This is a genomic window from Paenibacillus sp. FSL H8-0259, from assembly GCF_037963255.1.
In the GTDB taxonomy this organism is placed as follows: Bacteria; Bacillota; Bacilli; order Paenibacillales; family Paenibacillaceae; genus Paenibacillus_AQ; species Paenibacillus_AQ phytohabitans.
The window spans coordinates 8,047,941-8,069,534 of sequence record NZ_CP150147.1 but is presented as its reverse complement, the minus strand read 5'-3'; the positions used below and the strand labels follow the sequence as shown (position 1 = coordinate 8,069,534).

Sequence of the window (21,594 nt, the reverse complement as noted above, 5' to 3'; positions counted from 1 at the left end):
GTGCCTGTGCTCCGGCCTCCGAGGTTGGAGCCGTTAACCTGGTTGTAGACAGCAAGATGATACGTAATATTCCCCGATAACGTCAGAGGTGCCGTCAGCGGCAGAATGAATATTCCAGCTTGTAAAGTGGTTGCTACAGTGTACAGTGGTTACTCCAATAACTGTAGACTGGTTAGTACTGGTCGGCTGCAGTACAGCCATCTGAAAAATACCCGTAGAGCCTAGTTGAGTAACGTAAGCAGCAAGCCTGTTGATCGTTATTTGCGATCCGCTGAATGCGAGCGCCCCGATAGCCTCATTATTTCCGCCCCCGGCATTAAATGGGATCTGGGTGTTGAGATCCCCGATTTTCAGCGTCTCGATGAATCCTGAGCCTGCACCCGTTATACCCGTTGAACCCGTTGCGCCTGCCGGTCCGGTCGCACCAGTGGCCCCGGTCGCACCAGTAGCCCCGGTAGCCCCGGTAGCCCCGGTAGCGCCAGTAGCTCCGGGCGGTCCGGCATTTCCCGGCAAGCCCATAAGGCCCATCGCCCCGGTCGCACCGGTAGCCCCGGGAGGCCCGGCAGCTCCCGGTAAACCCATAAGACCCATCGCCCCAGTAGCGCCAGTAGCTCCGGTTACACCCATCAAGCCCATTAAGCCCATAGCCCCCATGAGTCCCATCTCACCCATAGCCCCCATCGAACCCATGAGTCCCATCGAGCCCATCAATCCCATCGTCCCTGTAGCTCCGGTCGCCCCGGTCGCTCCGGTTACGCCCATGAGTCCCATCGCGCCCATAAGCCCGATGCTGCCCATCGCCCCGGTCGCTCCAGTCGCCCCCATGAGTCCCATCGCCCCGGTCGCTCCGGTTACGCCCATGAGTCCAATCGAGCCCATAAGCCCGATGCTGCCCATCGGGCCGGTCGCCCCGGTCGCCCCCATGAGTCCAATCGAGCCCATAAGCCCGATGCTGCCCATCGGGCCGGTCGCTCCGGTCGCCCCCATGAGTCCAATCGAGCCCATAAGCCCGATGCTGCCCATCGGACCGGTCGCTCCGGTCGCCCCCATGAGTCCAATACTGCCCATGAGCCCGATGCTGCCCATCGCTCCGGTCGCCCCGGTCGCACCCATAGCGCCAATACTGCCCATGAGCCCGATGCTGCCCATCGCGCCCGTGGCCCCGGTCACGCCCATTGCTCCAATGTTGCCCATAAGCCCGATGCTGCCCACCGCGCCCGTGGCGCCTGTCGCGCCCATGGCTCCAATGTTGCCCATAAGCCCGATGCTGCCCATCGCACCCGTCGCGCCTGTCGCGCCCATAACTCCTATACTGCCCATGAGTCCTACAGCGCCAGTGGCTCCCTGCATCCCCATTGCAGCCATGTTTTGCATGAGTTCCATCATACTCATTGCGCCCGGTGAAGCGGCTGTCACGCTTGGCGGGTACTTAGCGTTTTGGGAGGCAGAATCTCCTTTAGCACTTCGTTTCCCTTTTAACATCCTGCTTTTTTTCAGATATCTTTTGTATTTGTAGGTTGTAGTGCTGTAGAGCGGAAGCTTTATCCGTTTTCGTTTGAATTGCTGCATCTTCAGCTTTCTGTGCTTATTTGCATCCGACTTATTCACGTTATCCCACCTTCTGCCGGTCAGGTTTATACATAACCACTCGGGCTTCTGTATAACGTATGAGGGCTAATGTGGAATGGAGTAGACGTATGCCTCGTGGATTCCGGTTTCTTTTTACAATGGTACAATCGCTTTGAATTCCTCCAGCCTGCAACCGCAACTTCTCCATTAGTCTTAATGGAGTGCACACATCAGAGAGTGAATCGATGGAGGGTGAGGCAACCCCTTCTCTTCTGTCTGAGTTGCAAGTTCACTCTACAATGGAGGTAATTACATGCTAACAAGGTTCAAGCTTCACAAGCTCGCGGTGTACTTACTGATTCTGGCTTTACTGGCGGTTCCGGTTCCGCTGGGTAATGTTACATCTGCTGCGGCACAAATTTCAGCACACGATTTACCAAAATGGTTTTCACTAGTTTAAATCTGGCGCTATACTAGGAGGGATAATGATCATTTATAACGAATTTTAGGTAAAAAGGAGTGAGTGAATGACAATCAAAGCGGTTCTTTTTGATCTGGATGGAACACTGCTGGACCGTGACTTATCACTATTAGAGTTTGTCAGAGATCAATACGACCGTTACCCGGAGTTTCAGATCGTTAATAAAGAAAGTTTTGTTAAGCGGTTCATCGAACTTGATAATCATGGTTACATGTGGAAGGACAAAGTTTATCAGCAGATTATAAATGAATTCTCTATTCAAAACATGGAATGGACGTTACTTTTAGAGGATTACATAAGAAATTTCCAAATGTATTGTATAGGTTTTCCGAACTTGTTAAGCATGCTTACTGAGTTGAAGAACAATAACATAAAGTTAGCACTGGTATCAAACGGTTTTGGACAATTCCAATATGATAACTTCAAAGCGCTACACATCGAACATTTATTTGATGAGGTATTAATACCAGAATGGGAAGGGCTACGAAAACCCGATAAAGCAATCTTCAACCGTGCATTGGCAAAACTTGATATAGCCGCCGAGAATGCCCTTTTTGTTGGAGATCATCCTGATAACGATATACGGGCAAGCCGTGATGTTGGAATGAAGGCAGTCTGGAAACGAAATAAACAATTTGAAACTGTTGTTGATGCTGATGCTGTTATTAACAATTTAGAGGAATTAATCAATATCGTATTATATAACGCAACTTGATCAGCGTAAGTACTCTTCGAATACGTTCTCCAATTCTTTGTACAAGCTCTGACTTGGATTCATCTGGCATCTTGGCTCACCCCATGGAGTAGATATTTCTTATTTAGTATTTTTTTCTCCAGAGATATCCAGTGCAGCAATCACTTCCAGATTAATCTTTGTCAGTGCTGCTATTTCTTCTGTGCTCCTACAACTAATCAGAGTCATATGTTCATCTAAGGCCTTACGGCGGTCGGTATCATCCTCGAAACGGAAAATTTCTTCAGCTGGAATTTGAAAGGCAGCTATTATTTTCTCCAGTGTCTCCAAAGAAATGTTGCGGTCCCCTCGTTCAACCCCGCCGATATAACTGTAATGAAGTGATGCTACTTCCGCCAGTTGTTCCTGGGTCCATCCTTTGGCTTTTCGAAGCTCACGTATCCGACTTCCTACACTTTCTGGTAAATTCACGGGATCACCTCAGATATGCTCAATCCTCAAAAGCTCGCCGTACCTCTCTAACAATCTTATTCAAAGTGTTTATTTGCTTAACACTCAACTCACTAACAGTAACCGCATACTCATCAATGGCTCCCCGCTGCGCGGCTTCGACCTCATTAAGATCATCAATATTATGAAAAAGTTCCAACGGTTGAATTTTCAAAGCGACTACTATCTTCTCCAGTGTATCTATAGAAAAATTCCGTTCCCCACGTTCTACGGCCCCTATGTATGCATCATCCAAGTTGGAGAGTTCTGCTAACTGTTGTTGTGTTAGTCCTTTTGCTTTTCTTATAGCTCGAATTCGATCTCCGACAGTATTCCGTAAGTCTGTCATAGTAATCACCTTTTCCAAAGGTTAAGAGGGCAAAATACTACTAGCGGTGAGAAGAAACCCATTATCGATATTAAGCGGGGAGTTATAATCTTTGTAGCATTTTTAAAGGTCGTGCTTCTTCTCTTCCCAATCCAAAACCGACTTTAGTACACTAAGCGCCATCTCCTGGTCTGCTGATGGACGTTCAATAAGTAACTCTACAATTTGACTAATTGCATCCTTCTGCTTCATGGGTCCAATGTAACGGAACAATTCCTCTAATGATATACCCAGACCTCCAACTACTTTTTCCAAAGTCTCAAGCGTAAGGTTCTTCTCTCCACGTTCTACTTGTCCCACATAATTCGTATGTAAACCTGACCGTTCTGCAAGCTGCTCTTGCGAAAGGTTTATTTCTTTGCGTACTCTTCGAATACGTTCTCCAATTCTTTGTACAAGCTCGGACTTGGATTCATCTGGCATTTTGGCTCACCTCATGACAAGCTTAACTGAGTAAACATGCCTTATTAACACTCTATAAATTGTATTTGACTTTAAAATGTTATTTATAGATAATTAATGTGTCTTCCATTATTTCCTTTTAGTTGAATAAAATACACGCTTAAAAGAAATATTAGGACTTTATTCCACCGAACGAAGGAGGCCCCACCCGTGCGCCCTTCCATTCTGAAATCACTGAATCCGGAGATTATCATTGAAATGATAGAAATGGCTTACCGCTTCGAGGAATGGGACAAGATGCTGGATGCTGCCGGGATTCTGTATAGCTATGCGCAGTGCGTCTATGAGGAGCGTCAGTATCATAAGGCCAAAAAGCTTCCCGTACCCCTTCTGGGTACAGCGCGTCCGCTGGTCTACTACTTCGGGTTCAGTCATCTAATGCAGGGCATTGCCTTTCAGAAGCAGGAGAAATATGGTGAGGCCAGGGAGACTATATACCGCTATGCCGAGCTTGGCTGGATGGAAGACTTGGGGCTGGAGGGGCTGGCGATTGCCGAGGAGTTCAGAGGTCTGGCGCGTGCCAACCTGATATGGTGGAGATTCTGTCCGGAAAAACAGAATTTCTGGAGGAGTATACCCGGTTCTTGCAGGATAATCCAGAGGAGCTGCTGCCAGGTCTCGGTGTAATTTTACAGGCTGCGGTTCAGTATGGGCTTGATGTCGATGATCTGCTGTATAGATTCGCGGAATAGAGCGCCGGAGGCGCTGGACTGGACGATGCATTCTTTAAGGCTGGCCCACCAGTCCAGGCATGACGGCAACTTCAAACGCTGTCTGGCGTTGTTCGAATCACTGCGTGAGGAAGTGACGATAGAAGAGGAGCGGCGGTATCATGAGGTACTGGCAGCGTGTCTGGGACAGGTTGTTATGGAGCTTCCAGAACTTCCGCATGCGGGAGTCTAGAATCAGACCGTCTTCTTCTTCTGCACAAGAAAGATCAGCCCGCCAACCAAAAACCCGCTGATTACCCCGGCTAATATGGATTTAAGGATACTGATTACAATATCTGTAGCCGTGCTGTCAGGAGTTGCCGTCAGATTCACAATAAACAGCAGGCTAAACAGAACAGATGTAATCAGGAAAGATTTTGAGGTAAGAAATCGTTTCATGGTTCTCCTCCGTTTCAGGTGCAATCCTTTTCAATCAGTTTAATATTACCATAATTATCCTACAAAACCACGACACACAGCTGTCCGGTTTCCAACGTTATACTGGGCTTATCTCAGATGACAAGGGGCGAACAAGCGAATATGAGCGAAATCATCAGACATGATGTGAACAAGGACTATGCGTATTCAGGTTTTGTTGAAGCGGGGGATTTCATCTTCCTCAGCTTTTGTGTGGGCAATGTAGGCGGAACGGTGGAAGAGCAGGTAGAAGGTGCGCTGAATGATATGAGGGACCGTCTGGGGCAGGTGGGTCTTACGCTAACAGATGTGGTGAAGATGGATATTCTGCTGCGGGATGTATGGGATATTCCGGTCATGGAAGAGGTGTTCAAGCGCAGATTCCAAGGCAATTATCCGGCACGCAAAACCATATCCACCGAGTTCGCGCATATTGGCGGCCCGGATGGACTTAAGGTTCAGATCGACGGTGTGGCGTATCGTTCACGCGCGTAGTGCTTGGAGGTTAAGAAGAAGATGCCTCAAGCCAAATAGCAGCCCCTCCTGTCAGAGTGAGCTGCTGTTTGGGATACCCAATCCTTACGGCTTCAAAAGCACCCGATGAACACCCTGGCTTCCTCCCGGTGCGGTTCCGAGATATAAATATCCTCCCTGGCTTACGGCAGTGGTGATGCCATACAAGGTTCCTTCAGGATCATGCCAGCTGTTCACAAGCTCTCCTTCGGGTCCATATTCTGCGACAAGTCCGTGCTTCACCGGCGCACTTGCTCCATTTAACAAGGCCTGCGGAACTTTGGACATCGTCGCTGCTACCCAGGGATGACTATGCATGTAATCGGCAAAAGCCAGACGGGTTGTGAATACCCCCACCCAGAAATGTCCCTGAGCATCGCGGGTGATATTGTCTGGAAACCCCGCCAGGTTCTCCGCAAAAATATCAGAGGTGCCTTGTTTGGGCCCCTTCAGCCAATACCTTGTCAGCTGGTAATGGTACGATTCAGCAACAAGCACGAAATCTTCTTCAGCAGACAATACGACTCCGTTGGCGAAATATAAATCCTTCAGCAGAACGGTTGTCTGTTTGGTCTGCGGATCATATTTCAACAACCGTCCATGCGGTTTGTTCTCGGCAATTTCTTTGAACATGACCTTACCATAGTTAGAGGTATCGGAGAAATAGACCGATCCGTCTTGCGCGATGTCCAGCTCGTTCGCCAGATAGATCGGTCCTCCATCTACTTCAGTGGCCAATACTTCAATCTTTCCATTCGGGTCGATCGACAGCAGCCCCTTCTGAATATCCGCCACAATCAAATTTCCGTCAGCATCGAATTTCAGCCCGTTAGGTGTTCCCTGGGTATCGGCGAACACTTCGGCTGGCTGCGCCTTGCCTTCCGCATCGAAGGCCACTCTGTAGATTGTGCCGTCAGAGTCGCCTGTATACAGCCGCCCCGTAGAATCAAAAGTGATAAATTCCGGGAACTTCGCGCGGTCTGTCACAAGCTCTGCGGAGCTAAGCTTGCTGTTCTCTTTCCAGGGACCCTCCTTCTCAAAAGAAGGGGCGGCAGGTGCAGACCATTCAGCAGGCTCTACCGGGGCAGGCATCAGCAGGAATCCGGCTATTCCCAGCACAATTACCCCGAGCAGGATCAAGCCCCATCTGCGAATGTGTTGACCGGTGGAACGTTTACGTGGATTGGTTTCTGTAGACATTATAGATCCTCCTTAGGGTGTGTGGGGCGAAGCATACCACCGACCAGCCGCAGACTTTGTCTGCGGGTCATGAACCGGGTAATCTGGGCACTCAGGTAATTGCGGAGTCCCGGAACAATGTACTGTTTCCCTCTGGCCATAGCGCGCAGTGTAAGGGCCACTACCCGCTCCGGTGAGTCCTTCGCGCCGCCGACAGAAGCATCCTCCGTACCCACCACGTTGAAGAAATTGGTCTCCGTCGAGCCTGGACACAGGGCGAAGAATTGTACGCCGCGATTACGATTCTCCCACCACAGGGCGTCGGTAAAGGACAAGACAAAAGCTTTGGTCGCCCCGTAGACGGCCATATAAGGCAGCGGCTGAAAGCCTGCGGTAGACGATACATTGATCACAGCGCCTGCCCCTCTGTGGAGCATTCCGGGAAGGAATAAATGAGTCATATCGACTACAGCGGTGACGTTGAGCATCACTTCTTCATGCTGGCGTTCGCCGGAGACCTCCTCAAACAGGCCATGGGTAGCAAACCCCGCATTGTTAACCAGCAGATCGATACTCAGGCCAAGCTGTTGGCATTGCTGGTACAGATCTCCGGCAGCGCCTTCGAGCGATAGATCCAGGGGAATGACCCGGCACTGGACTCCATGGCTGCGCGTCAATTCCGCTGCGAGCGCATCGAGTTTGCTTTTGGTTCTGGCTACAAGCACCAGATGACTGCCTTCCTTGGCTAATTGTCTTGCGAACTGTTCACCGATTCCCGAAGAAGCTCCAGTGATCAGTGACCATTTCCCTTTAGTATTCATAGTTTCTACTCCTCTGTTACAATGTTTTGTTATGGAAACAACGTTACCGGATTCGAAAAAAATATGACCGATCTTAGCGGCCGTAATGTCCGTTCTCAATGGCATAAGTCCGTTCTCAGCGGTATGAATACAATTGGTAACGGTGTTTCCTATGTGAATCATAGTAACCAAAATGACACAACTGTGTCAACTCATTTTTTTCAGCGTGAAGGTTCAATTGACAACCTATGTTCAAATGTTTAGAATTCCTGTTAGAACCCGGCAACTCTGTTGCTGGTCAATAACATGATAACCGGATGAAGGTGATTCTTATCAGTACCGAAGACAAACCCACACCCTCCACGGGGCGGGTATTAAAAACATATCAGGAAGCCCGTCTGCAAAATACGGAGAATCTCCGTAAGCTTGTGGTGGATGCCGCCGCTGCCATTCTGCAGGAAGAGGGGCCGGAGGCCGTCACTGTGCGCAGAGTATCGCAGAAGATGGGCTGCTCCACCAAGATCATTTACAGTTTGTTTGTCAATAAAGAGGGACTGGCCCAGCAATTGTATCTGGAGGGCTGCAAACTGCTGGCCCAGCGTTTTGAAGAAGTGCCGCCATCATCGGATTTGCTGCAGCATTTGCTGGATCTGGGCGAAGCCTTCTGGCAGTTTGGACAGGACTACGCCAGCTACTATAAGCTGATGTTTGGGGGGGCTTTTGCCGAGTTCAAGCCGGATGCGGAGAGTATGCAGGGCACGATGACAGCCATACACCGTCTGCTGGTTCTAATCAGCACTGCCCAGGAACAAGGACAGATTTCGGATCAGGAAGAGACGGGGACCCTGGTCAGCACGATATGGGCATCGCTGCATGGTGTAATCCACCTGTATATGGGCGGGTTCCTTGGTGATGTAGAGGCAGCCCATACCATATACAGACAAACAATGGGTTTGCTGTCTGAGTCCTTGTTTGCGTCATCAAGCCGGGGTAGAGGAGCGAACAAGGGATGATTGCACTAATCTTGGCTGCGGGGTACGCGACCCGCCTCTATCCGTTAACCCGGGACACACCCAAGCCGCTGCTCCCTGTTCAAGGGAACCGGACGATTCTGGATCTGCTGATAGGTCGCCTGGAGGTGCTGGAGGACATCACGGAGATTCTCATTGTGACGAATGACCGTTTCGTTCATGCTTTTGGGCAGTGGCATCAGCAGTATCGGGGATCGAAGCCGATCCGTATTCTGAATGACGGTACTTCCTCCCCGGAAGGACGTTTAGGTGCAATTGGCGATATCCAATATGTGCTGGAGCGGGAGCAGCTGCAGGAGGATCTGCTGGTACTGGCAGGAGACAATGTGCTGGGATTCGGCCTTGAGGGGTACTTGGAGTATTTTCACAAGGTGGGTACCGACTGTATTCTTGTCCGTAAGGTAGATGATCTGGCAGAGCTTCGCAGTATCGGCGTGGCGGAGCTGGATGCGCAGATGCGGGTCCTGTCGCTGGAGGAGAAGCCGCAGGAGCCGCGTTCCAACATCGGCGTGTTTGCCCTCTATATCTACAAGCGGACTACCCTGCCGCTGATCTCCCGCTATCTTGCCGAGGGAGGCAACCCGGATGCGCCGAGTTATTTCCCGGAGTGGCTGCATTCCCGCCAGGAGATGCGGGCCTATTATACGGAGGGGACGATCGATGATGTCGGCACCCCGGAGGCGTATGCGGAGATGCGGGCCAGACTGGGCGCGGGCGGGGATAAGGCATCTTACTGAACTTAATAGCAGAAAAAAGGCTGTCCGGGAAGGTAGTAATACCCTTGGACAGCCGTTTTTGTATTTAACTGTAGTCCGGTGCTGCGAGTTTAGCTGCCAGCCGCAAGACTTCTGATCCGCTCCGGATCACTGCTGCACAGCACCTCAAGATTCGCCGTAATCTTCTCCGGGCTCCAGTCCCACCATTTCAGCTCCAGCAGCAGCCGGATCAGTTCATCGCTGAAGCGCTGCCGCAGAATCCGGGCCGGATTGCCCCCGGCGATATGGTACGCGGGAACGTCCTTGGTGACAGTAGCATTAGCGGCGATGATCGCCCCGTCGCCAATCGTCACGCCCGGCATGATTGTAGCATTCTGGCCGATCCAGACATCGCTTCCGATAACGGTATCGCCTTTGTAGGGCAGATCCGCCAGCTCAGGCGTCGCCTGCTCCCAGCCGCCGCCCATAATATTGAACGGGTAGGTGGTCACCGAGCCCATCCGGTGGTTGGCCCCATTCATAATGAATTCGGTACCGCGGGCGATGGCGCAGAATTTGCCGATGATCAGCTTGTCCCCGATGAACTCATAATGATGGGTAACCCGGCTCTCGAAGGATACCGATTCGTCAGGGTCATCATAGTAGGAGAAATCTCCCGCAATAATGTTGGGACGTGTGATTGTATTTTTGATGAAACGGACTTGCCTGATATGGGGATTGGGATGGACCTCGTTCGGGTTAGGGCCAATAGAATGCATAGAGTCACACCTTTCTTGGATAAATGGGCAGTCGAGCCATAATTTAATTCTAGCTATAGTATAGTCCAATCCGGACTCCAGTTCTTACATACCTTATGAGAGACTGGTAGTTTTTAATCTCTGATTACAAGGGAGGATTCGCTAGAATGGCTATTCTGTCAACAGGACCTATTGAAAATAATGAAGTGAGCGGTGTCAGGCCTACTGTGCAGGTGACGGTTAAGATCGATAACCGGAACGCGGTGAATCCGTCCGCTATTCTGATCCAAGGGTACAATCTAATCCTCACAAGGACGCTATATGTGAGCGAGCTTATTACGGTTTCCCCGGACGAGGTGATTACAAGAAATTATTTTGCCGATCTGGATGCCTATGAATTTGTCTTTACAACGGAAGGTCTTGCCGAATTGCAGACGGAAACCTCAGTGTGGGGTAAAAATTCAGCCGGGCAGCTGGTTACCGCCCACCGTCTTGTCTCAGCCGAGCTGCTAGGTGCTGAAGAGGGGGGAGTCACAGGCTCCGTCAACCGTATCTATGTTGCCAATTTCAACAGCAATGATGTTTCTGTGATCAACGGCGCAACAAATGCGGTGATCGCAGTCATCCCTGTAGGTGTGAGTCCTGCAGGAGTCGCGGTGAACCCGTTAACCAACCGCATCTATGTTGCTAATTTGAACAGCGATAACGTATCCGTTATCGACGGAGTAACCAATATGGTGCTGGCCACCGTTCCTGCGGGGGACGGAGCAGGCGGAGTTGCGGTCAATACGGCTACCAATGCCATCTATGTTGCGAATTTTAATGATAATACGGTCACTGTCATTGACGGATTAACCAACACTGTGGTGACTACCATTATTCCCGCTGGCGGTTCTCCTTTTCCAACGGGAATCGGCGTGAATTCATTAACCAATACTATTTATGTAGCTGAATTCAACTCGGATATTGTTACCGTCATTGACGGGGCTACGAATACGGTTATTACACAGATTCCCGTGCAGGTGAACCCGTTCCGGGTGGGTGTTGATCCCTTGACGAACCGGATTTATGTCTCGAACCTAACCAGCAACACCGTTTCCGTGATTGATGGAGCAACCAATACGGTGATAACTAACGTACCCGTCGGTACGACTCCGGGTGAATTGGGAGTGAACATCTCTACCAATGCCATCTATGTACCGAACCGGGATGACGACAATGTATCGGTGATTGGCGGATTAACCAATACGGTGATTACTACCATTCCGGTGGGGAATAACCCTAATGGTGCAGGCGCTAATCCATTGACGAACCGTATCTATATTACTAATCAGGATGATAACACGGTATCGGTTATTGATGGGGTCACCCAGGCTGTAATAAGCGTTATTCCGGTTGGTGCGCGTCCGTTCTCCGTCGGTGTCAATCCGTAGGCGTTCATCATCTTACCGCAGGGGGTGAAGGATATGATAGAAATAAACTCGGCAGAAGACATTATGATCCAGCTGTCTGGCATGGACCAAGTGAATTCTGAAGCCCGGATCTACGTTCCCGGATTAGGTGAATTCACGATTGTATTGCAGAAGAAAGAGGAACGCATGGCTGAAGATCCGGGCCGCAGCAGCGGGGCTGAAGCAGATGAACGTATAATGCCGGCAGCGGGATTAACAAGGAACCCTTATCTTTAGAGATAATCAGTAAATGAGCCTCTTCCGGTAAGGGAGAGGCTCATTTACTGGGAATATAAGATGGGTATGCTTGTCGCAACCCTCAAGGCAGCTGCACATAGAACGTCGTTGACTCTCCTATCACACTCTTCGCGTAAATCTTCCCTTTGTGCTGATCGACGATCGACCTCGCGATAGCCAGACCCAGGCCGTAGCCGCCCTGCTTGCGGGCTCTGGAAGTGTCCGTCCGGTAAAAGCGGTCAAAGATCCGCGTCAGATGCTCGGCAGCGATGCCTTCCCCGGTATTCGAGACGGAGAGGAGGACATCGTTATTTTGCTTTTTGAGTAAGATGGTTACAGCGCCCTTAGGATTCGTATATTTCACTGCGTTGTCCAGCAGAATCATCACCACTTGCTTAATCTGTTCGCTGTTCCCCAGTACGGTAAGCTCCGGTTCGATGTTGTAGTCGAAGGAGATATTCTTCTCGAAGATAACAGCCTCCATGGTCAGAATAATATTCTCTACCGCATCGCTCATATTGAACTTGCTGTGGATCATGCCTGTCCGGGAATCATCCATCTCTGTCAGGTACAGCAGGTCGTTGGTCAGCCGGGTCATGCGCTCCGTCTCTGACTTAATATACTGCAGCCACTTCGCCTGATTGCGGATCGTATCGTCACTGTTGGAGAGCAGCACATCCGCGTTGGTGTTGATGATCGTCAGCGGCGTCTTCAGCTCATGCGAGGCATCGGCGATGAACTGCTTTTGCTTGTCGAAGGCCTCCCGGACCGGCGCGATCGAGCGGTTCGCGAAGAACCGGCTGGTGAAATAGAGAATGATCAGCATCAGCAGGCCGACAGCTGTGAAGGTGTAAATCAGGTTGGTCAGGATCTTCTGCTGGGAAGAGATGTCCATGAAGACGATCTGCTCCTTATCCCCCGTATGCTTAACCATGAAGATCCAGCGGCTGCCGTCCAGCGTGAAGCGGCCGATGTCCTTGCCTGAGCTTAGGGCTTCCTTAAGTGCAGCGGTATAGAAGTCATCATCCATCGTGAATTTGGAGTCCTTGCTGATCAGCGTGCCGCTTGCATCGGTCTGTATGGTGAACGAGACGGAACGGTCAGGCTGGTAAGCATCAATTGGCCCTTTATCCATGGGCATGCCGCCGTCTGCTGCACCGCGGGGCCCTCCTTGTGCGCCGCCGGGTCCCTTCTGCTCATTGTCCGCAATCCGGTGCAGCGCCATATTAATATCGCTCTGCACATTGACGTACATGATGATATAGATCGTGGCAAAGGCGAGCAGCATCATGATGGAGATGGTAGCGAGATTGACAATCAGGAACCGGTTTCTGAGTTTATTGAACATTAAGTATTCACCTCTAATACATAACCCACGCCTCTAATCGTGCTGATGCGTACCTCTGAATTCAGGAAGGTAAGCTTTTTGCGCAAAAAAGAGATGTAGACCTCCACGTTATTATGCTCCGCTTCGGAATCGAAGCCCCACAGCTTCTCAATGATCTGCTCCTTCGAGGTTACGGCCTGCTTCCTTAAGATCAGCAGCTCCAGCAGCTCGGTTTCCTTAAGGTTCAGCTTGATTTCCTTGCCCTTCACGGTCAGCTTCGGATTCGCCGTATTCAGCTCAATATCTCCGAACTTCAGGCCATCCTCAGGAATCACTTCCCCTTTGCGCCGCAGGGCGGCCCGGATTCTGGCCAGCAGCTCCTCCGAAGAGAACGGCTTGGCGATATAGTCGTCTGCTCCGTGATCGAGTCCGGTGACCATATCGGTGATCTCCCCTTTGGCTGTCAGCATGATCACCGGCGTGGAGATGCCGTCCTTCCGCAGGGCCTTCAGCACGCTGATTCCATCCATCTCCGGCATCATAATATCGAGCAGCAGCAGGTCATAGATCCCGCTCTGCGCATAATCGAGACCTGATCTGCCGTCATGGACGGCGTCCACCGAGTAATTGTGCTTCTTCAATATTTGGGTCAAGGCTTCCGCCAGATGAATCTCGTCTTCTACAATTAATATTCTCATGGGATGAATCATCCTCTTCATAAGTAATGTACTTGCTGCTGAAGCCATTATAGCAAGATTACCTTTAATCAACCTTAACTGTACTGCTGTTCAGGTGCTTCCGGAGGTATTCAGGGCGAAATCATCGGATGAAATTCCAATCGTTCCAGGGCACTTATATAGAAGATACATCCGGAAGTGTTATCCCTGTGTTAAAAAGTCAGCGCAGTGTAAAACCATTTAAGATTCATTAAAGGTTCGGGGGCTAAGATACATTCATAAGCAAGCGAGGCACACACGAAAGTGCAGATAAAGGCAGTCTCCATTACACAACCCGAAAGGATCTGAACCCATATGGCGATCGAAGTGTTCAACCGTTACGAGAACAAATATCTGCTTGGCACTGAATCCTACATGAAGCTCTATAACGAACTGCTCGAATACATGGAACCCGATGAGTACAACAAACAGCATGAGTACTACTCCATCACCAATCTATATTATGACACACCCCATGATTCCCTGATCCGCAGCAGCCTGGCCAAGCCGAAATATAAGGAGAAGCTTCGCATCAGAGCATATGGCATTCCTAACGGCGAGACCAAGGTCTATCTGGAAATTAAGAAAAAGGTGTTCGGCCTGGTGAACAAGAGAAGAACCCCGCTCAAGCTGAATGAAGCCTATGAGTTTGTCGCCAGCGGGATCGAGCCTGAATTCAAGAGCTACATGAACAAGCAGGTGATTGAAGAAATCAAGTACATGCTGACCCGCTATGACCTGCAGCCGAAGCTGTACCTGTCCTATGACCGCAAGGCGATGTTCTGCAAAAACAACCGCGACCTGCGCATCACCTTCGATACGAACATCCGCTGCCGGCGGTACGATCTGAAGATGGAGCACGGCGTATACGGCGAAGAGCTGCTGGAGCCGGGCCAATGGCTGATGGAAGTGAAGGCCGAGAAGACGATTCCGGTCTGGCTGGCCAAAATGCTCTCGGAGCACCAGATGTACCGCACCAGCTTCTCCAAATACGGCAACGAATATAAAAAAATGCTGAAGAACAGCAAAGCAGAAAGAGAGAGTGCCCTATATGCTTGATTCGATTTTTTCCGCAGCTCTGACCACTACGGAGCTAACCTTCACTAATGCAATTCTAACCATATTGATCTCGATTGTACTTGGCGGACTTATCAGCTTCACCTACATGAAGACGAACCCTGCCGGATATTCGCAGAGCTTCACGCTTACGATGGTCCTGCTGCCGGTCATTGTGGCCATCATCATTCTGCTCATCGGCAGCAACGTGGCCCGGGCCTTCAGCCTTGCCGGCGCCTTCTCTATCATCCGGTTCAGAAGCGCACCCGGCGATCCGAAGGATATCACCTTCGTCCTGTTCACTATGGCCTCCGGCCTGGCCTGCGGGGTTGGATCATTCGGATATGCGGTACTCTTCACCATTATTCTCTGTATCCTGATGGTCGTGCTGAACCGCACAGGCTTTGGCCTCAGAAAGTCGATGCAAAAGACACTGAAAGTGACCATTCCCGAGAATCTGGGGTATGAGGAAGCTTTCGCGGAAGTCTTCAACAAGTTTGGTGTGGCTTACGAGCTTAAGAAAATCAGAACCACCGAACTAGGCAGCCTGTATGAACTGGTCTATGCCGTAACGATTGATGAGCACACCAGCCAGAAGGAACTGCTAGATGCTATCCGCACACGCAACGGTAACCTTGACCTCTCACTGACCATGGCTCCTGTCATGAATGACTATTAATGCTGGACTAGAAGGGAACGATGACAGATGAAGAACTTAATCTTAGGCAGTAAAATAGGACTGGTACTGTTATGCGCCGCAGTCATGTCGGCTTGCAGCACAAACGCCGCTACGCAAAATACTGCAAGTAACAACGCAGGTACTGCAGTAACGGCTGAGCAGAGCAGTACGTCTGCCGCAGTGCAGCTGGCAAGTGTGAAGCTGACGGATCTGGTAGCTTTTGATGAAGACGATGCTGAGACGGCCTGGACGGAGGCGGATTCGACCGCGGTTACACTGGCCGGAACGAGCGCTGCTGTCGACGGCGCCGGTGCCACAGCTGCAGGCGGAACAGTAACGATTACGGAAGCAGGGACTTATGTACTCAGCGGCACGCTCAGTGACGGACAGATTATTGTAGACGAGCAGGCGAAGGGAACCGTACGGCTGATAATGAACGGTGCACAGCTGACGGAGAGCGACAGTGCACCCATCTATATTAAGGAAGCGGGTAAAGTAGTGATTACCCTGCAGGAAGGCACAGAGAATAGCGTGACTGACGGAGCGGCTTATGTGTTCGCAGATGCGGCTACCGATGAACCAGGCGCGGCCATCTTCAGTAAAGCTGATCTGACCATTAACGGTACCGGCAAGCTGACGGTAACCGGTAATTACAACGATGGTATTTCAAGCAAAGACGATCTGAAGATCATGTCCGGCACGATTGAAGTGAAGGCAGCAGATGATGGCATCGTCGGCAAAGACCTGATCGCCGTACAAGACGGTACGATTACGATCAACGCAGAGGGCGATGGCATTAAATCGACCAACGACGAAGAAGCGGACAAAGGCTTCATCGCGATTGCAGCAGGAACCTTTGATATTACCGCAGGCAATGACGGCATTCAGGCCGAGACGGCGGCTGTAATTGACGGCGGAACCTACACCCTGGTAACCGGCGGCGGCAGTGTAAATGCGGAAGTGAAGGCTGGTGAAGGCGGAATGGGCATGGGCGGCGGTGGCTTCGGCGGCCAACGTCCGGGAGCAGAGACTTCCGGGGATCAGGCAGCAGCAGGAGGAACTCCGCCTGCGATGGATGCAGCGGCAACAACAGACCAGGCTGCAGCTGCCAGCACCGATGCCGCTACCACCACGGAGACTGAATCGACCAGCGCCAAGGGGCTGAAAGCAGGCGGGGACCTCACCGTGAACGGAGGAAGCTTCAAGATTGATTCCGCAGATGATGCGGTGCACAGCAACAGCAATGTCTCCATCACGGACGGACAATTCGAAATTGCCGCAGGCGATGACGGAATCCATGCGGATTCCCTGACCTCCCTGTCCGGCGGAACGATCAACATTACGAAGAGCTATGAAGGGATTGAAGGAGGAAATATTACCGTATCCGGCGGTGAGATTCATGTAGTCGCGACGGATGACGGCGTGAATGTGGCCGGCGGCAACGATGATAATGCGGCTGCTGGGGGAACGCAGGCACAAGATCAATTCACTGCCGGCACCGGAAGCAACCTGCTGACCATCAGCGGCGGAACCCTGACCGTGGATGCAGCAGGCGACGGTCTGGATTCGAACGGCTCAATCACGATGACCGGCGGAACCGCAATTGTGAATGGACCTGAGAACTCGGGCAACGGCGCACTGGATTATGACGGAACCTTCAACATGACGGGCGGATATCTGGTGGCAGCAGGCGCTTCCGGTATGGCACAGGCTCCTGGTGAAGAATCCAGCCAGTATTCGGTAGGCATGACCTTTTCGGAAACCCAGCAAGCGGGTACAATGGTTCACCTGGAAGACGCTGACGGAACTACCATCCTGACCTTTACTCCATCGAAGAGCTTCCAGACGGTAGTTGTGAGCTCCCCTGAGCTGAAAGAAGGCTCATACACTGTCTATACCGGAGGCAGCTCTACCGGAACAGCCGTAGACGGATTGTATACGGATGGCGAGTACAGCGGAGGCAACGAATTCGTGACCTTTGATACCACCGGCAGTGTAACCTGGGTCAATGAATCCGGTATAACCACTGCCCCAAGCGGCATGGGCGGCCCTGGCGGCGGAGGCGGATTCGGTGGTGGAGGCGGCAGAGGCAACGGTCAAGGCGGCCAAGGCGGCACACCGCCAGCTGACGCCGGCACCACCAAGCCAGCCGATGCGGGCACCACGAAGCCAGCAGACGCAGGGACTACCAAGCCAGCGGATGCAGGCACCACGAAGCCAGTAGACGCAGGAACTACCAAGCCTGCCGATGCGGGCACCACCAAGCCAGCGGATGCAGCGGCCAGCACTAAATAAGCAGGCTGAGCATTTGTAGCCTGACAGCACAACAGAGACTATCCATTAGCGGATAGTCTCTGTTTCTGTGTTTCAGGGCGGCTACATGAAGTCGAAGAAGTAACGGATCACATGGAAGAATACCGGAGCGGTATAGGTAAGACTGTCGATGCGGCTGAGGTAGCTTTTCTTCAGCGCAGCGAATTTATCATCATCGCCGATCAGCAGATCGCGCTTGAGCACAGATACGGTCAGGCTGCCGAAGAAGCCGCTGAGGCTGATCAGCATGCCGGAGAGATACCCGAAGGCCGGGTTCAGCGGTGTGAGGTGCGGATAGATCAGATAGGACACCGCTGTAGTCACAACGAACGCGCAGGCGAATCCTTCCCAGGTCAGGTAGGGGTTGGAGGTAGGGACGATTTTGTGTTTGCCGAAATAGATCGAGGCCAGATAGTGAACGGCATCATTAAGCTGGGTCAGCACGACCAGAAACAGGACAAGACCAGCCCCATATTCCGGCGACGCAAACTGGAAGTAGGCCAGGTGGCTTAGCCCGAAGACCATCAGCATCAGCCCCCACTGGGTGGCGCTGACACTGCGCAGGAAGCCCAGCGTTCCTTTGTTAATCAGCCTGGGCAGCGGCAGCAGCAGGAACACATAGACCGGAATGAAGACAATGAACATCCCGTACCACTCGATATAGACCCAGTAGAATTGCAGCGGAATAGACAGGTACGCCCAGAGGAACAGCCTGCGGTCCGCCTTTCTTGTCCGGATCATGGAGAAATACTCTTTGAGCGCGAAGAAGGCCAGTACCATCAGGGACAGCAGGGAAACGACGGAATTGGACAGGGTAGCCAGGCAGAAGATGAACAGCATGCCCCACCAGGTTTTGATCCGGAAGCCGATTCCGGTATAGTCCTTGTCCTTCTGCAGTCTGCTGACAGCAAGATACAATAAGTGTATAACCGATAAAGCTGCGAAAATAAGTACGAGCGTAAATAACGAGCGGTTCATCAGCAATCACCAACTTATCTATGGGTGGAATTTCAATAAAGGAATTTTATGTTAGAATAAACAGAGTGTCCAGCTTATTTTGAAGCTTACACTTGATCTGATTCGTTTCCGGCAGTCTGTAGCCTTCTTAGTAGGCACTGCAGGCATGAATGTTGTACGTTCTACAACTCAGAATCATTAATAGCCGGGTGTACGGGAGAATTGTTGTATGAAATACAAGAATAAGTCCCGCTAAGCCGCTTGGAAGAGGCGAAATGCTGCCTTTTGTACAACAATTTTGAGTTTGAGCCGATTTAATGAGGGAAATGTTGTATTATGTGCAGGATTCTAGCGAGTTACCGGATCACTGCCACATAAGGCCTATATACCAGACTATAAGGGGAAAATTGTAATGTCAGCTGATTCTTCGGTCTATATTCTGCTCACCAATACAGGTACGCTTTTTACGAAGCTGATCCAGGGCTACACCAAGGCTCCGTATAATCATGCCTCCATCTCGTTTAACCGGGAGCTGTCAGAGCTGTACAGCTTCGGGCGGAAGCATCCGGCCAATCCGCTGAACGGCGGGTTCGTGAAGGAGGATATCCGTACAGGTACATACAGCAAGTATCCGGGTACAACATGCGTCATCTACAGGCTTCAGGTTACAGACCGTGAGGTGGAGAAAATGAAGCGGGTTCTGCATGTCTTCATCCGCAGCCGCCAGAAGTATCTCTATAATATTCTCGGCGTCATCGGCATAGCGCTGAAGGAGCCGGTTGAATTCAGCAACTCCTACTTCTGCTCGCAGTTTGTTGCCGAGATTCTGGAGCGCTCAGGGATTAAGCTGTGGAATAAGCTGCCTGCACTCGTGACCCCGGATGATTTCCGGCAGAGCGACCGGCTGGAGCTGGTTTATTACGGTAAGTTAAGCGATTATCATCCTTTAGGGATGTAGAGAAAGTCCTCGTTCCCGTTAAGGGAAGAGGACTTTAATTATAGTTGAACCCTGCCTGGCTTAGGATGTCCGGATTGTGGTATTTTCAGTAAGAAAAGGAGAGTGGAAGTATGGTTCATGCCAAGGATGTGCTTGCCAATCAATTATTGGCGAATGCCAATGACCCCAGCTGGCATCTTCCGTTCATTCAGGCGGTAGAGGCGGTTACAGAGGAAGAAGCTTTCTGGAAGCCCGGAGCGGGCTTGAACAGTATTGCTGAGCTTACCCGGCATTTGCTGTACTGGAATGAGACCTGGCAGAGCAGGTACGGGGCGGGGCGGGTGGATGCTGTCCCTCCGGTTGGTGATAACAACCGCAGCTTTGTGGTTCCGGAGGGTACTGCATTCAGCGAGCTGCGGGGAAGCCTGCTGCAGGTCTTGCTGCAATGGCAGACCCTGTTGTCCGAAGAGGGACTGGAGGAGCAGGTGGAAGGATTCCCTGAACCGGCTGCCTGGTGGGAAATCATCAGCAATGCGGCTACGCATAATGCCTACCATATCGGCCAAATGGTTGTGTTACACAAGCTATACATCACGCTTCGGCAGTAACCTATCTGCGTAAATACTGCCGGAACGATAAGAAGCATCCCGAACAGACCCGTAAAGTTACTTGCGGGTCTGTTTATGCTGCAAATATAAGAATGTATATGTTGCACACAATTTCCCCTGAAGCTTGATACCTGAAGTTGACCGCCGGGCTGCTTGTGCAGAAAGCCTTAATCTGTAATAAACTGGAGCATGTGATATTCTTGGATTATTGTCTACTGAAGGAAAAAGAGAGGGATTTCATATCATGAATGCTAATATCATCAGAGCGCTGGAAATAAGATATGCCTGCCGGTTGGAGCGGCTTACAGGAGGGTATACAAATTTCGCCTATCTGATGGCGGGGGCGGAGCCTCCGCTTGTAGCCAAAGTAACGAATCTGTCCAACGAAGACACGCTCAATGAGATCCAGGCAATGAAGCTGGTGCAGGGAAGCTGTGATACACCCGCCATACATGAGGTGTCAGAGATGGACGGGATGCGGATACTCGTGATGGACTGCATGCCGGGCGTAAGTGCACAATCCGTCCTCGATGCAGGAGACTGGGCAAGAGCGGAACAAATATACAGCAGAATGGGCCAGCTGCTGGCTTCCCAGATTCATTCGCAGCCGTATCAACTGCTGGAGCAAGGTCTGCGCCTCAGCAACAGGTCCGCACTTAGTCAGATGATTAAGAGGTTAGAATTCGTACCGAGTCCCCTGAGCAGGGATTCGCTCCAGCTCCTGTCGGCTGCCGATGCCCAGGACCAGCCTTGGGTTCTGACGCATGGGGATTACGGGGTACATAATATACTTTGTGAACCGGAAGGTACACTTCATGTGCTGGACTGGGAATGGGCAGAATGGGGCGGTCCGCTTAATGACGTGGCCTGGGTCTGCTGGTTCACGAAGCTGCATTACCCCGGGCAAGCCCAGAAGCTGAATGCAGCCTTCATCCGGGGCTACCTGTCCGGGAATCCGCTGTCGTTCACACCGCAGCAGTTGAAGGCATCCAGCCTATATAAAGTATGGAATGTGCTGCACCGGCTGCGGATTGCTCCCAAAGAGGTGCAGCGTGAGTGGGTTCGGCGTCTGGAGTGGACGCTGAATGAGGATTTCAGCGATCTGCACGGGAGTAGCCATTCATAAC

General features: G+C 51.3%; 25 protein-coding genes. 14 read left to right on the top strand and 11 right to left on the bottom strand.

Translation table 11 applies throughout. The features are described from left to right. Nucleotides 1–33 precede the first annotated feature (33 nt). Nucleotides 34–1,386 carry a collagen-like protein gene (locus NSU01_RS34705; protein ID WP_339302387.1) on the bottom strand — a complete coding sequence of 451 codons (1,353 nt, stop codon included), beginning with the start codon at nt 1,384–1,386 and terminating at the stop codon, nt 34–36. Between the two features lie 710 nt (nt 1,387–2,096). Between NSU01_RS34705 and NSU01_RS34700 the strand changes: the two genes are divergently transcribed. Further along, a complete protein-coding gene (locus tag NSU01_RS34700) occupies nt 2,097–2,765 on the top strand; it encodes an HAD family hydrolase (RefSeq protein WP_076243657.1) in 669 nt (222 codons plus the stop codon). A 99-nt stretch (nt 2,766–2,864) separates the two neighbouring features. Here NSU01_RS34700 and NSU01_RS34695 read toward each other — a convergent pair whose 3' ends face one another. The 3 genes from NSU01_RS34695 to NSU01_RS34685 form a co-directional block, all read right to left on the bottom strand. Beyond that, nucleotides 2,865–3,215: a helix-turn-helix transcriptional regulator gene (locus tag NSU01_RS34695; protein ID WP_076243656.1), complete on the bottom strand. Its 351-nt coding sequence runs from the start codon at nt 3,213–3,215 to the stop codon at nt 2,865–2,867. Nucleotides 3,216–3,234: 19 nt separating this feature from the next. After that, a complete protein-coding gene (locus NSU01_RS34690; protein WP_039310963.1) occupies nt 3,235–3,582 on the bottom strand; it encodes a helix-turn-helix transcriptional regulator in 348 nt (115 codons plus the stop codon). Nucleotides 3,583–3,684: 102 nt separating this feature from the next. Continuing rightward, the gene (locus NSU01_RS34685) at nt 3,685–4,044 is read right to left on the bottom strand and encodes a helix-turn-helix transcriptional regulator (RefSeq protein ID WP_039310966.1); all 360 of its coding nucleotides are present in this window, start codon (nt 4,042–4,044) and stop codon (nt 3,685–3,687) included. Nucleotides 4,045–4,233: 189 nt separating this feature from the next. Here NSU01_RS34685 and NSU01_RS34680 point away from each other — a divergent pair, with 189 nt between their 5' ends. Beyond that, nucleotides 4,234–4,710 carry a hypothetical protein gene (locus tag NSU01_RS34680; protein ID WP_256703834.1) on the top strand — a complete coding sequence of 159 codons (477 nt, stop codon included), beginning with the start codon at nt 4,234–4,236 and terminating at the stop codon, nt 4,708–4,710. Nucleotides 4,711–4,731: 21 nt separating this feature from the next. Continuing rightward, entirely contained in the window at nt 4,732–4,986 is a 255-nt protein-coding gene (locus tag NSU01_RS34675) for a hypothetical protein (RefSeq protein WP_042140475.1), read from the top strand. Between the two features lie 2 nt (nt 4,987–4,988). Here the strand turns inward: NSU01_RS34675 and NSU01_RS34670 are convergent, their stop codons facing one another. Continuing rightward, complete coding sequence (locus NSU01_RS34670) at nt 4,989–5,192, bottom strand: hypothetical protein (RefSeq protein WP_039295077.1); 204 nt, start codon at nt 5,190–5,192, stop codon at nt 4,989–4,991. Nucleotides 5,193–5,333: 141 nt separating this feature from the next. Here NSU01_RS34670 and NSU01_RS34665 point away from each other — a divergent pair, with 141 nt between their 5' ends. Beyond that, the gene (locus NSU01_RS34665) at nt 5,334–5,705 is read left to right on the top strand and encodes a RidA family protein (RefSeq protein ID WP_042140474.1); all 372 of its coding nucleotides are present in this window, start codon (nt 5,334–5,336) and stop codon (nt 5,703–5,705) included. A gap of 84 nt (nt 5,706–5,789) precedes the next feature. Here NSU01_RS34665 and NSU01_RS34660 read toward each other — a convergent pair whose 3' ends face one another. Together NSU01_RS34660 and NSU01_RS34655 are read right to left on the bottom strand one after the other, a co-directional pair. Continuing rightward, nucleotides 5,790–6,923, bottom strand: coding sequence for an SMP-30/gluconolactonase/LRE family protein (locus NSU01_RS34660; RefSeq protein WP_052422160.1), 1,134 nt, complete (start codon nt 6,921–6,923; stop codon nt 5,790–5,792). Further along, nucleotides 6,923–7,723 (bottom strand): SDR family oxidoreductase, encoded by an 801-nt coding sequence (locus NSU01_RS34655; protein WP_042140473.1) that lies wholly within the window; start codon nt 7,721–7,723, stop codon nt 6,923–6,925. Before NSU01_RS34655 ends, NSU01_RS34660 begins: the two co-directional genes overlap by 1 nt. 296 nt (nt 7,724–8,019) lie before the next feature. Between NSU01_RS34655 and NSU01_RS34650 the strand changes: the two genes are divergently transcribed. Both NSU01_RS34650 and NSU01_RS34645 read left to right on the top strand, forming a co-directional pair. Continuing rightward, nucleotides 8,020–8,715 carry a TetR/AcrR family transcriptional regulator gene (locus NSU01_RS34650; protein WP_179093497.1) on the top strand — a complete coding sequence of 232 codons (696 nt, stop codon included), beginning with the start codon at nt 8,020–8,022 and terminating at the stop codon, nt 8,713–8,715. Continuing rightward, nucleotides 8,712–9,470 carry a sugar phosphate nucleotidyltransferase gene (locus tag NSU01_RS34645; protein WP_076243655.1) on the top strand — a complete coding sequence of 253 codons (759 nt, stop codon included), beginning with the start codon at nt 8,712–8,714 and terminating at the stop codon, nt 9,468–9,470. Before NSU01_RS34650 ends, NSU01_RS34645 begins: the two co-directional genes overlap by 4 nt. A gap of 89 nt (nt 9,471–9,559) precedes the next feature. Here NSU01_RS34645 and NSU01_RS34640 read toward each other — a convergent pair whose 3' ends face one another. Next, nucleotides 9,560–10,207, bottom strand: a complete 648-nt coding sequence (locus NSU01_RS34640; RefSeq protein WP_076243654.1) for a Vat family streptogramin A O-acetyltransferase — start codon at nt 10,205–10,207, stop codon at nt 9,560–9,562. A gap of 146 nt (nt 10,208–10,353) precedes the next feature. Between NSU01_RS34640 and NSU01_RS34635 the strand changes: the two genes are divergently transcribed. Further along, a complete protein-coding gene (locus NSU01_RS34635) occupies nt 10,354–11,619 on the top strand; it encodes a YncE family protein (RefSeq protein WP_042140470.1) in 1,266 nt (421 codons plus the stop codon). A 33-nt stretch (nt 11,620–11,652) separates the two neighbouring features. Next, nucleotides 11,653–11,874 (top strand): hypothetical protein, encoded by a 222-nt coding sequence (locus NSU01_RS34630; protein WP_042140469.1) that lies wholly within the window; start codon nt 11,653–11,655, stop codon nt 11,872–11,874. Nucleotides 11,875–11,956: 82 nt separating this feature from the next. On the opposite strand, the gene NSU01_RS34625 is transcribed toward NSU01_RS34630, so the two are convergent. Then, nucleotides 11,957–13,222 carry a HAMP domain-containing sensor histidine kinase gene (locus NSU01_RS34625; protein WP_076243653.1) on the bottom strand — a complete coding sequence of 422 codons (1,266 nt, stop codon included), beginning with the start codon at nt 13,220–13,222 and terminating at the stop codon, nt 11,957–11,959. Further along, a complete protein-coding gene (locus NSU01_RS34620) occupies nt 13,222–13,899 on the bottom strand; it encodes a response regulator transcription factor (protein WP_042140467.1) in 678 nt (225 codons plus the stop codon). Before NSU01_RS34620 ends, NSU01_RS34625 begins: the two co-directional genes overlap by 1 nt. A 333-nt stretch (nt 13,900–14,232) precedes the next feature. On the opposite strand from NSU01_RS34620, the gene NSU01_RS34615 reads away from it, so the two are divergent. Genes NSU01_RS34615 through NSU01_RS34605 form a run of 3 tightly spaced genes read left to right on the top strand, consistent with a single transcriptional unit; the run spans nt 14,233 to nt 17,947 of the window. Then, on the top strand, nt 14,233–14,976 hold the full coding sequence (locus NSU01_RS34615; protein WP_076243652.1) for a polyphosphate polymerase domain-containing protein: 744 nt from the start codon (nt 14,233–14,235) through the stop codon (nt 14,974–14,976). After that, entirely contained in the window at nt 14,969–15,652 is a 684-nt protein-coding gene (locus NSU01_RS34610; protein ID WP_042140465.1) for a DUF4956 domain-containing protein, read from the top strand. The genes NSU01_RS34615 and NSU01_RS34610 overlap by 8 nt, the downstream gene beginning before the upstream one ends. A 27-nt stretch (nt 15,653–15,679) precedes the next feature. Next, nucleotides 15,680–17,947, top strand: a complete 2,268-nt coding sequence (locus NSU01_RS34605) for a carbohydrate-binding domain-containing protein (protein ID WP_076243651.1) — start codon at nt 15,680–15,682, stop codon at nt 17,945–17,947. A gap of 81 nt (nt 17,948–18,028) precedes the next feature. Here NSU01_RS34605 and NSU01_RS34600 read toward each other — a convergent pair whose 3' ends face one another. Then, nucleotides 18,029–18,943, bottom strand: coding sequence for a phosphatidate cytidylyltransferase (locus NSU01_RS34600; protein ID WP_042140464.1), 915 nt, complete (start codon nt 18,941–18,943; stop codon nt 18,029–18,031). 391 nt (nt 18,944–19,334) lie between these two features. Here NSU01_RS34600 and NSU01_RS34595 point away from each other — a divergent pair, with 391 nt between their 5' ends. The 3 genes from NSU01_RS34595 (at nt 19,335) to NSU01_RS34585 (ending at nt 21,593) form a co-directional block, all read left to right on the top strand. After that, complete coding sequence (locus tag NSU01_RS34595) at nt 19,335–19,880, top strand: hypothetical protein (RefSeq protein ID WP_076243650.1); 546 nt, start codon at nt 19,335–19,337, stop codon at nt 19,878–19,880. Between the two features lie 110 nt (nt 19,881–19,990). Next, nucleotides 19,991–20,467: a DinB family protein gene (locus NSU01_RS34590; RefSeq protein ID WP_076243649.1), complete on the top strand. Its 477-nt coding sequence runs from the start codon at nt 19,991–19,993 to the stop codon at nt 20,465–20,467. A gap of 244 nt (nt 20,468–20,711) precedes the next feature. Beyond that, nucleotides 20,712–21,593, top strand: coding sequence for a phosphotransferase (locus NSU01_RS34585; RefSeq protein ID WP_042140461.1), 882 nt, complete (start codon nt 20,712–20,714; stop codon nt 21,591–21,593). The last annotated feature ends 1 nt before the right edge of the window (nt 21,594 follow it).

Excerpts from the sequence above, each read along its gene's own strand:
- NSU01_RS34625 (WP_076243653.1), bottom strand. The coding sequence starts at position 13,222 with ATGTTCAATAAACTCAGAAACCGGTTCCTGATTGTCAATCTCGCTACC.
- NSU01_RS34655 (WP_042140473.1), bottom strand. The coding sequence starts at position 7,723 with ATGAATACTAAAGGGAAATGGTCACTGATCACTGGAGCTTCTTCGGGA.
- NSU01_RS34620 (WP_042140467.1), bottom strand. The coding sequence starts at position 13,899 with ATGAGAATATTAATTGTAGAAGACGAGATTCATCTGGCGGAAGCCTTG.
- NSU01_RS34665 (WP_042140474.1), top strand. The coding sequence starts at position 5,334 with ATGAGCGAAATCATCAGACATGATGTGAACAAGGACTATGCGTATTCA.
- NSU01_RS34670 (WP_039295077.1), bottom strand. The coding sequence starts at position 5,192 with ATGAAACGATTTCTTACCTCAAAATCTTTCCTGATTACATCTGTTCTG.
- NSU01_RS34685 (WP_039310966.1), bottom strand. The coding sequence starts at position 4,044 with ATGCCAGATGAATCCAAGTCCGAGCTTGTACAAAGAATTGGAGAACGT.
- NSU01_RS34600 (WP_042140464.1), bottom strand. The coding sequence starts at position 18,943 with ATGAACCGCTCGTTATTTACGCTCGTACTTATTTTCGCAGCTTTATCG.
- NSU01_RS34595 (WP_076243650.1), top strand. The coding sequence starts at position 19,335 with ATGTCAGCTGATTCTTCGGTCTATATTCTGCTCACCAATACAGGTACG.
- NSU01_RS34605 (WP_076243651.1), top strand. The coding sequence starts at position 15,680 with ATGAAGAACTTAATCTTAGGCAGTAAAATAGGACTGGTACTGTTATGC.
- NSU01_RS34610 (WP_042140465.1), top strand. The coding sequence starts at position 14,969 with ATGCTTGATTCGATTTTTTCCGCAGCTCTGACCACTACGGAGCTAACC.
- NSU01_RS34635 (WP_042140470.1), top strand. The coding sequence starts at position 10,354 with ATGGCTATTCTGTCAACAGGACCTATTGAAAATAATGAAGTGAGCGGT.
- NSU01_RS34645 (WP_076243655.1), top strand. The coding sequence starts at position 8,712 with ATGATTGCACTAATCTTGGCTGCGGGGTACGCGACCCGCCTCTATCCG.
- NSU01_RS34675 (WP_042140475.1), top strand. The coding sequence starts at position 4,732 with ATGGGCTTGATGTCGATGATCTGCTGTATAGATTCGCGGAATAGAGCG.
- NSU01_RS34640 (WP_076243654.1), bottom strand. The coding sequence starts at position 10,207 with ATGCATTCTATTGGCCCTAACCCGAACGAGGTCCATCCCAATCCCCAT.
- NSU01_RS34705 (WP_339302387.1), bottom strand. The coding sequence starts at position 1,386 with ATGATGGAACTCATGCAAAACATGGCTGCAATGGGGATGCAGGGAGCC.
- NSU01_RS34650 (WP_179093497.1), top strand. The coding sequence starts at position 8,020 with ATGAAGGTGATTCTTATCAGTACCGAAGACAAACCCACACCCTCCACG.
- NSU01_RS34660 (WP_052422160.1), bottom strand. The coding sequence starts at position 6,923 with ATGTCTACAGAAACCAATCCACGTAAACGTTCCACCGGTCAACACATT.
- NSU01_RS34700 (WP_076243657.1), top strand. The coding sequence starts at position 2,097 with ATGACAATCAAAGCGGTTCTTTTTGATCTGGATGGAACACTGCTGGAC.
- NSU01_RS34690 (WP_039310963.1), bottom strand. The coding sequence starts at position 3,582 with ATGACAGACTTACGGAATACTGTCGGAGATCGAATTCGAGCTATAAGA.
- NSU01_RS34585 (WP_042140461.1), top strand. The coding sequence starts at position 20,712 with ATGAATGCTAATATCATCAGAGCGCTGGAAATAAGATATGCCTGCCGG.
- NSU01_RS34590 (WP_076243649.1), top strand. The coding sequence starts at position 19,991 with ATGGTTCATGCCAAGGATGTGCTTGCCAATCAATTATTGGCGAATGCC.
- NSU01_RS34630 (WP_042140469.1), top strand. The coding sequence starts at position 11,653 with ATGATAGAAATAAACTCGGCAGAAGACATTATGATCCAGCTGTCTGGC.
- NSU01_RS34615 (WP_076243652.1), top strand. The coding sequence starts at position 14,233 with ATGGCGATCGAAGTGTTCAACCGTTACGAGAACAAATATCTGCTTGGC.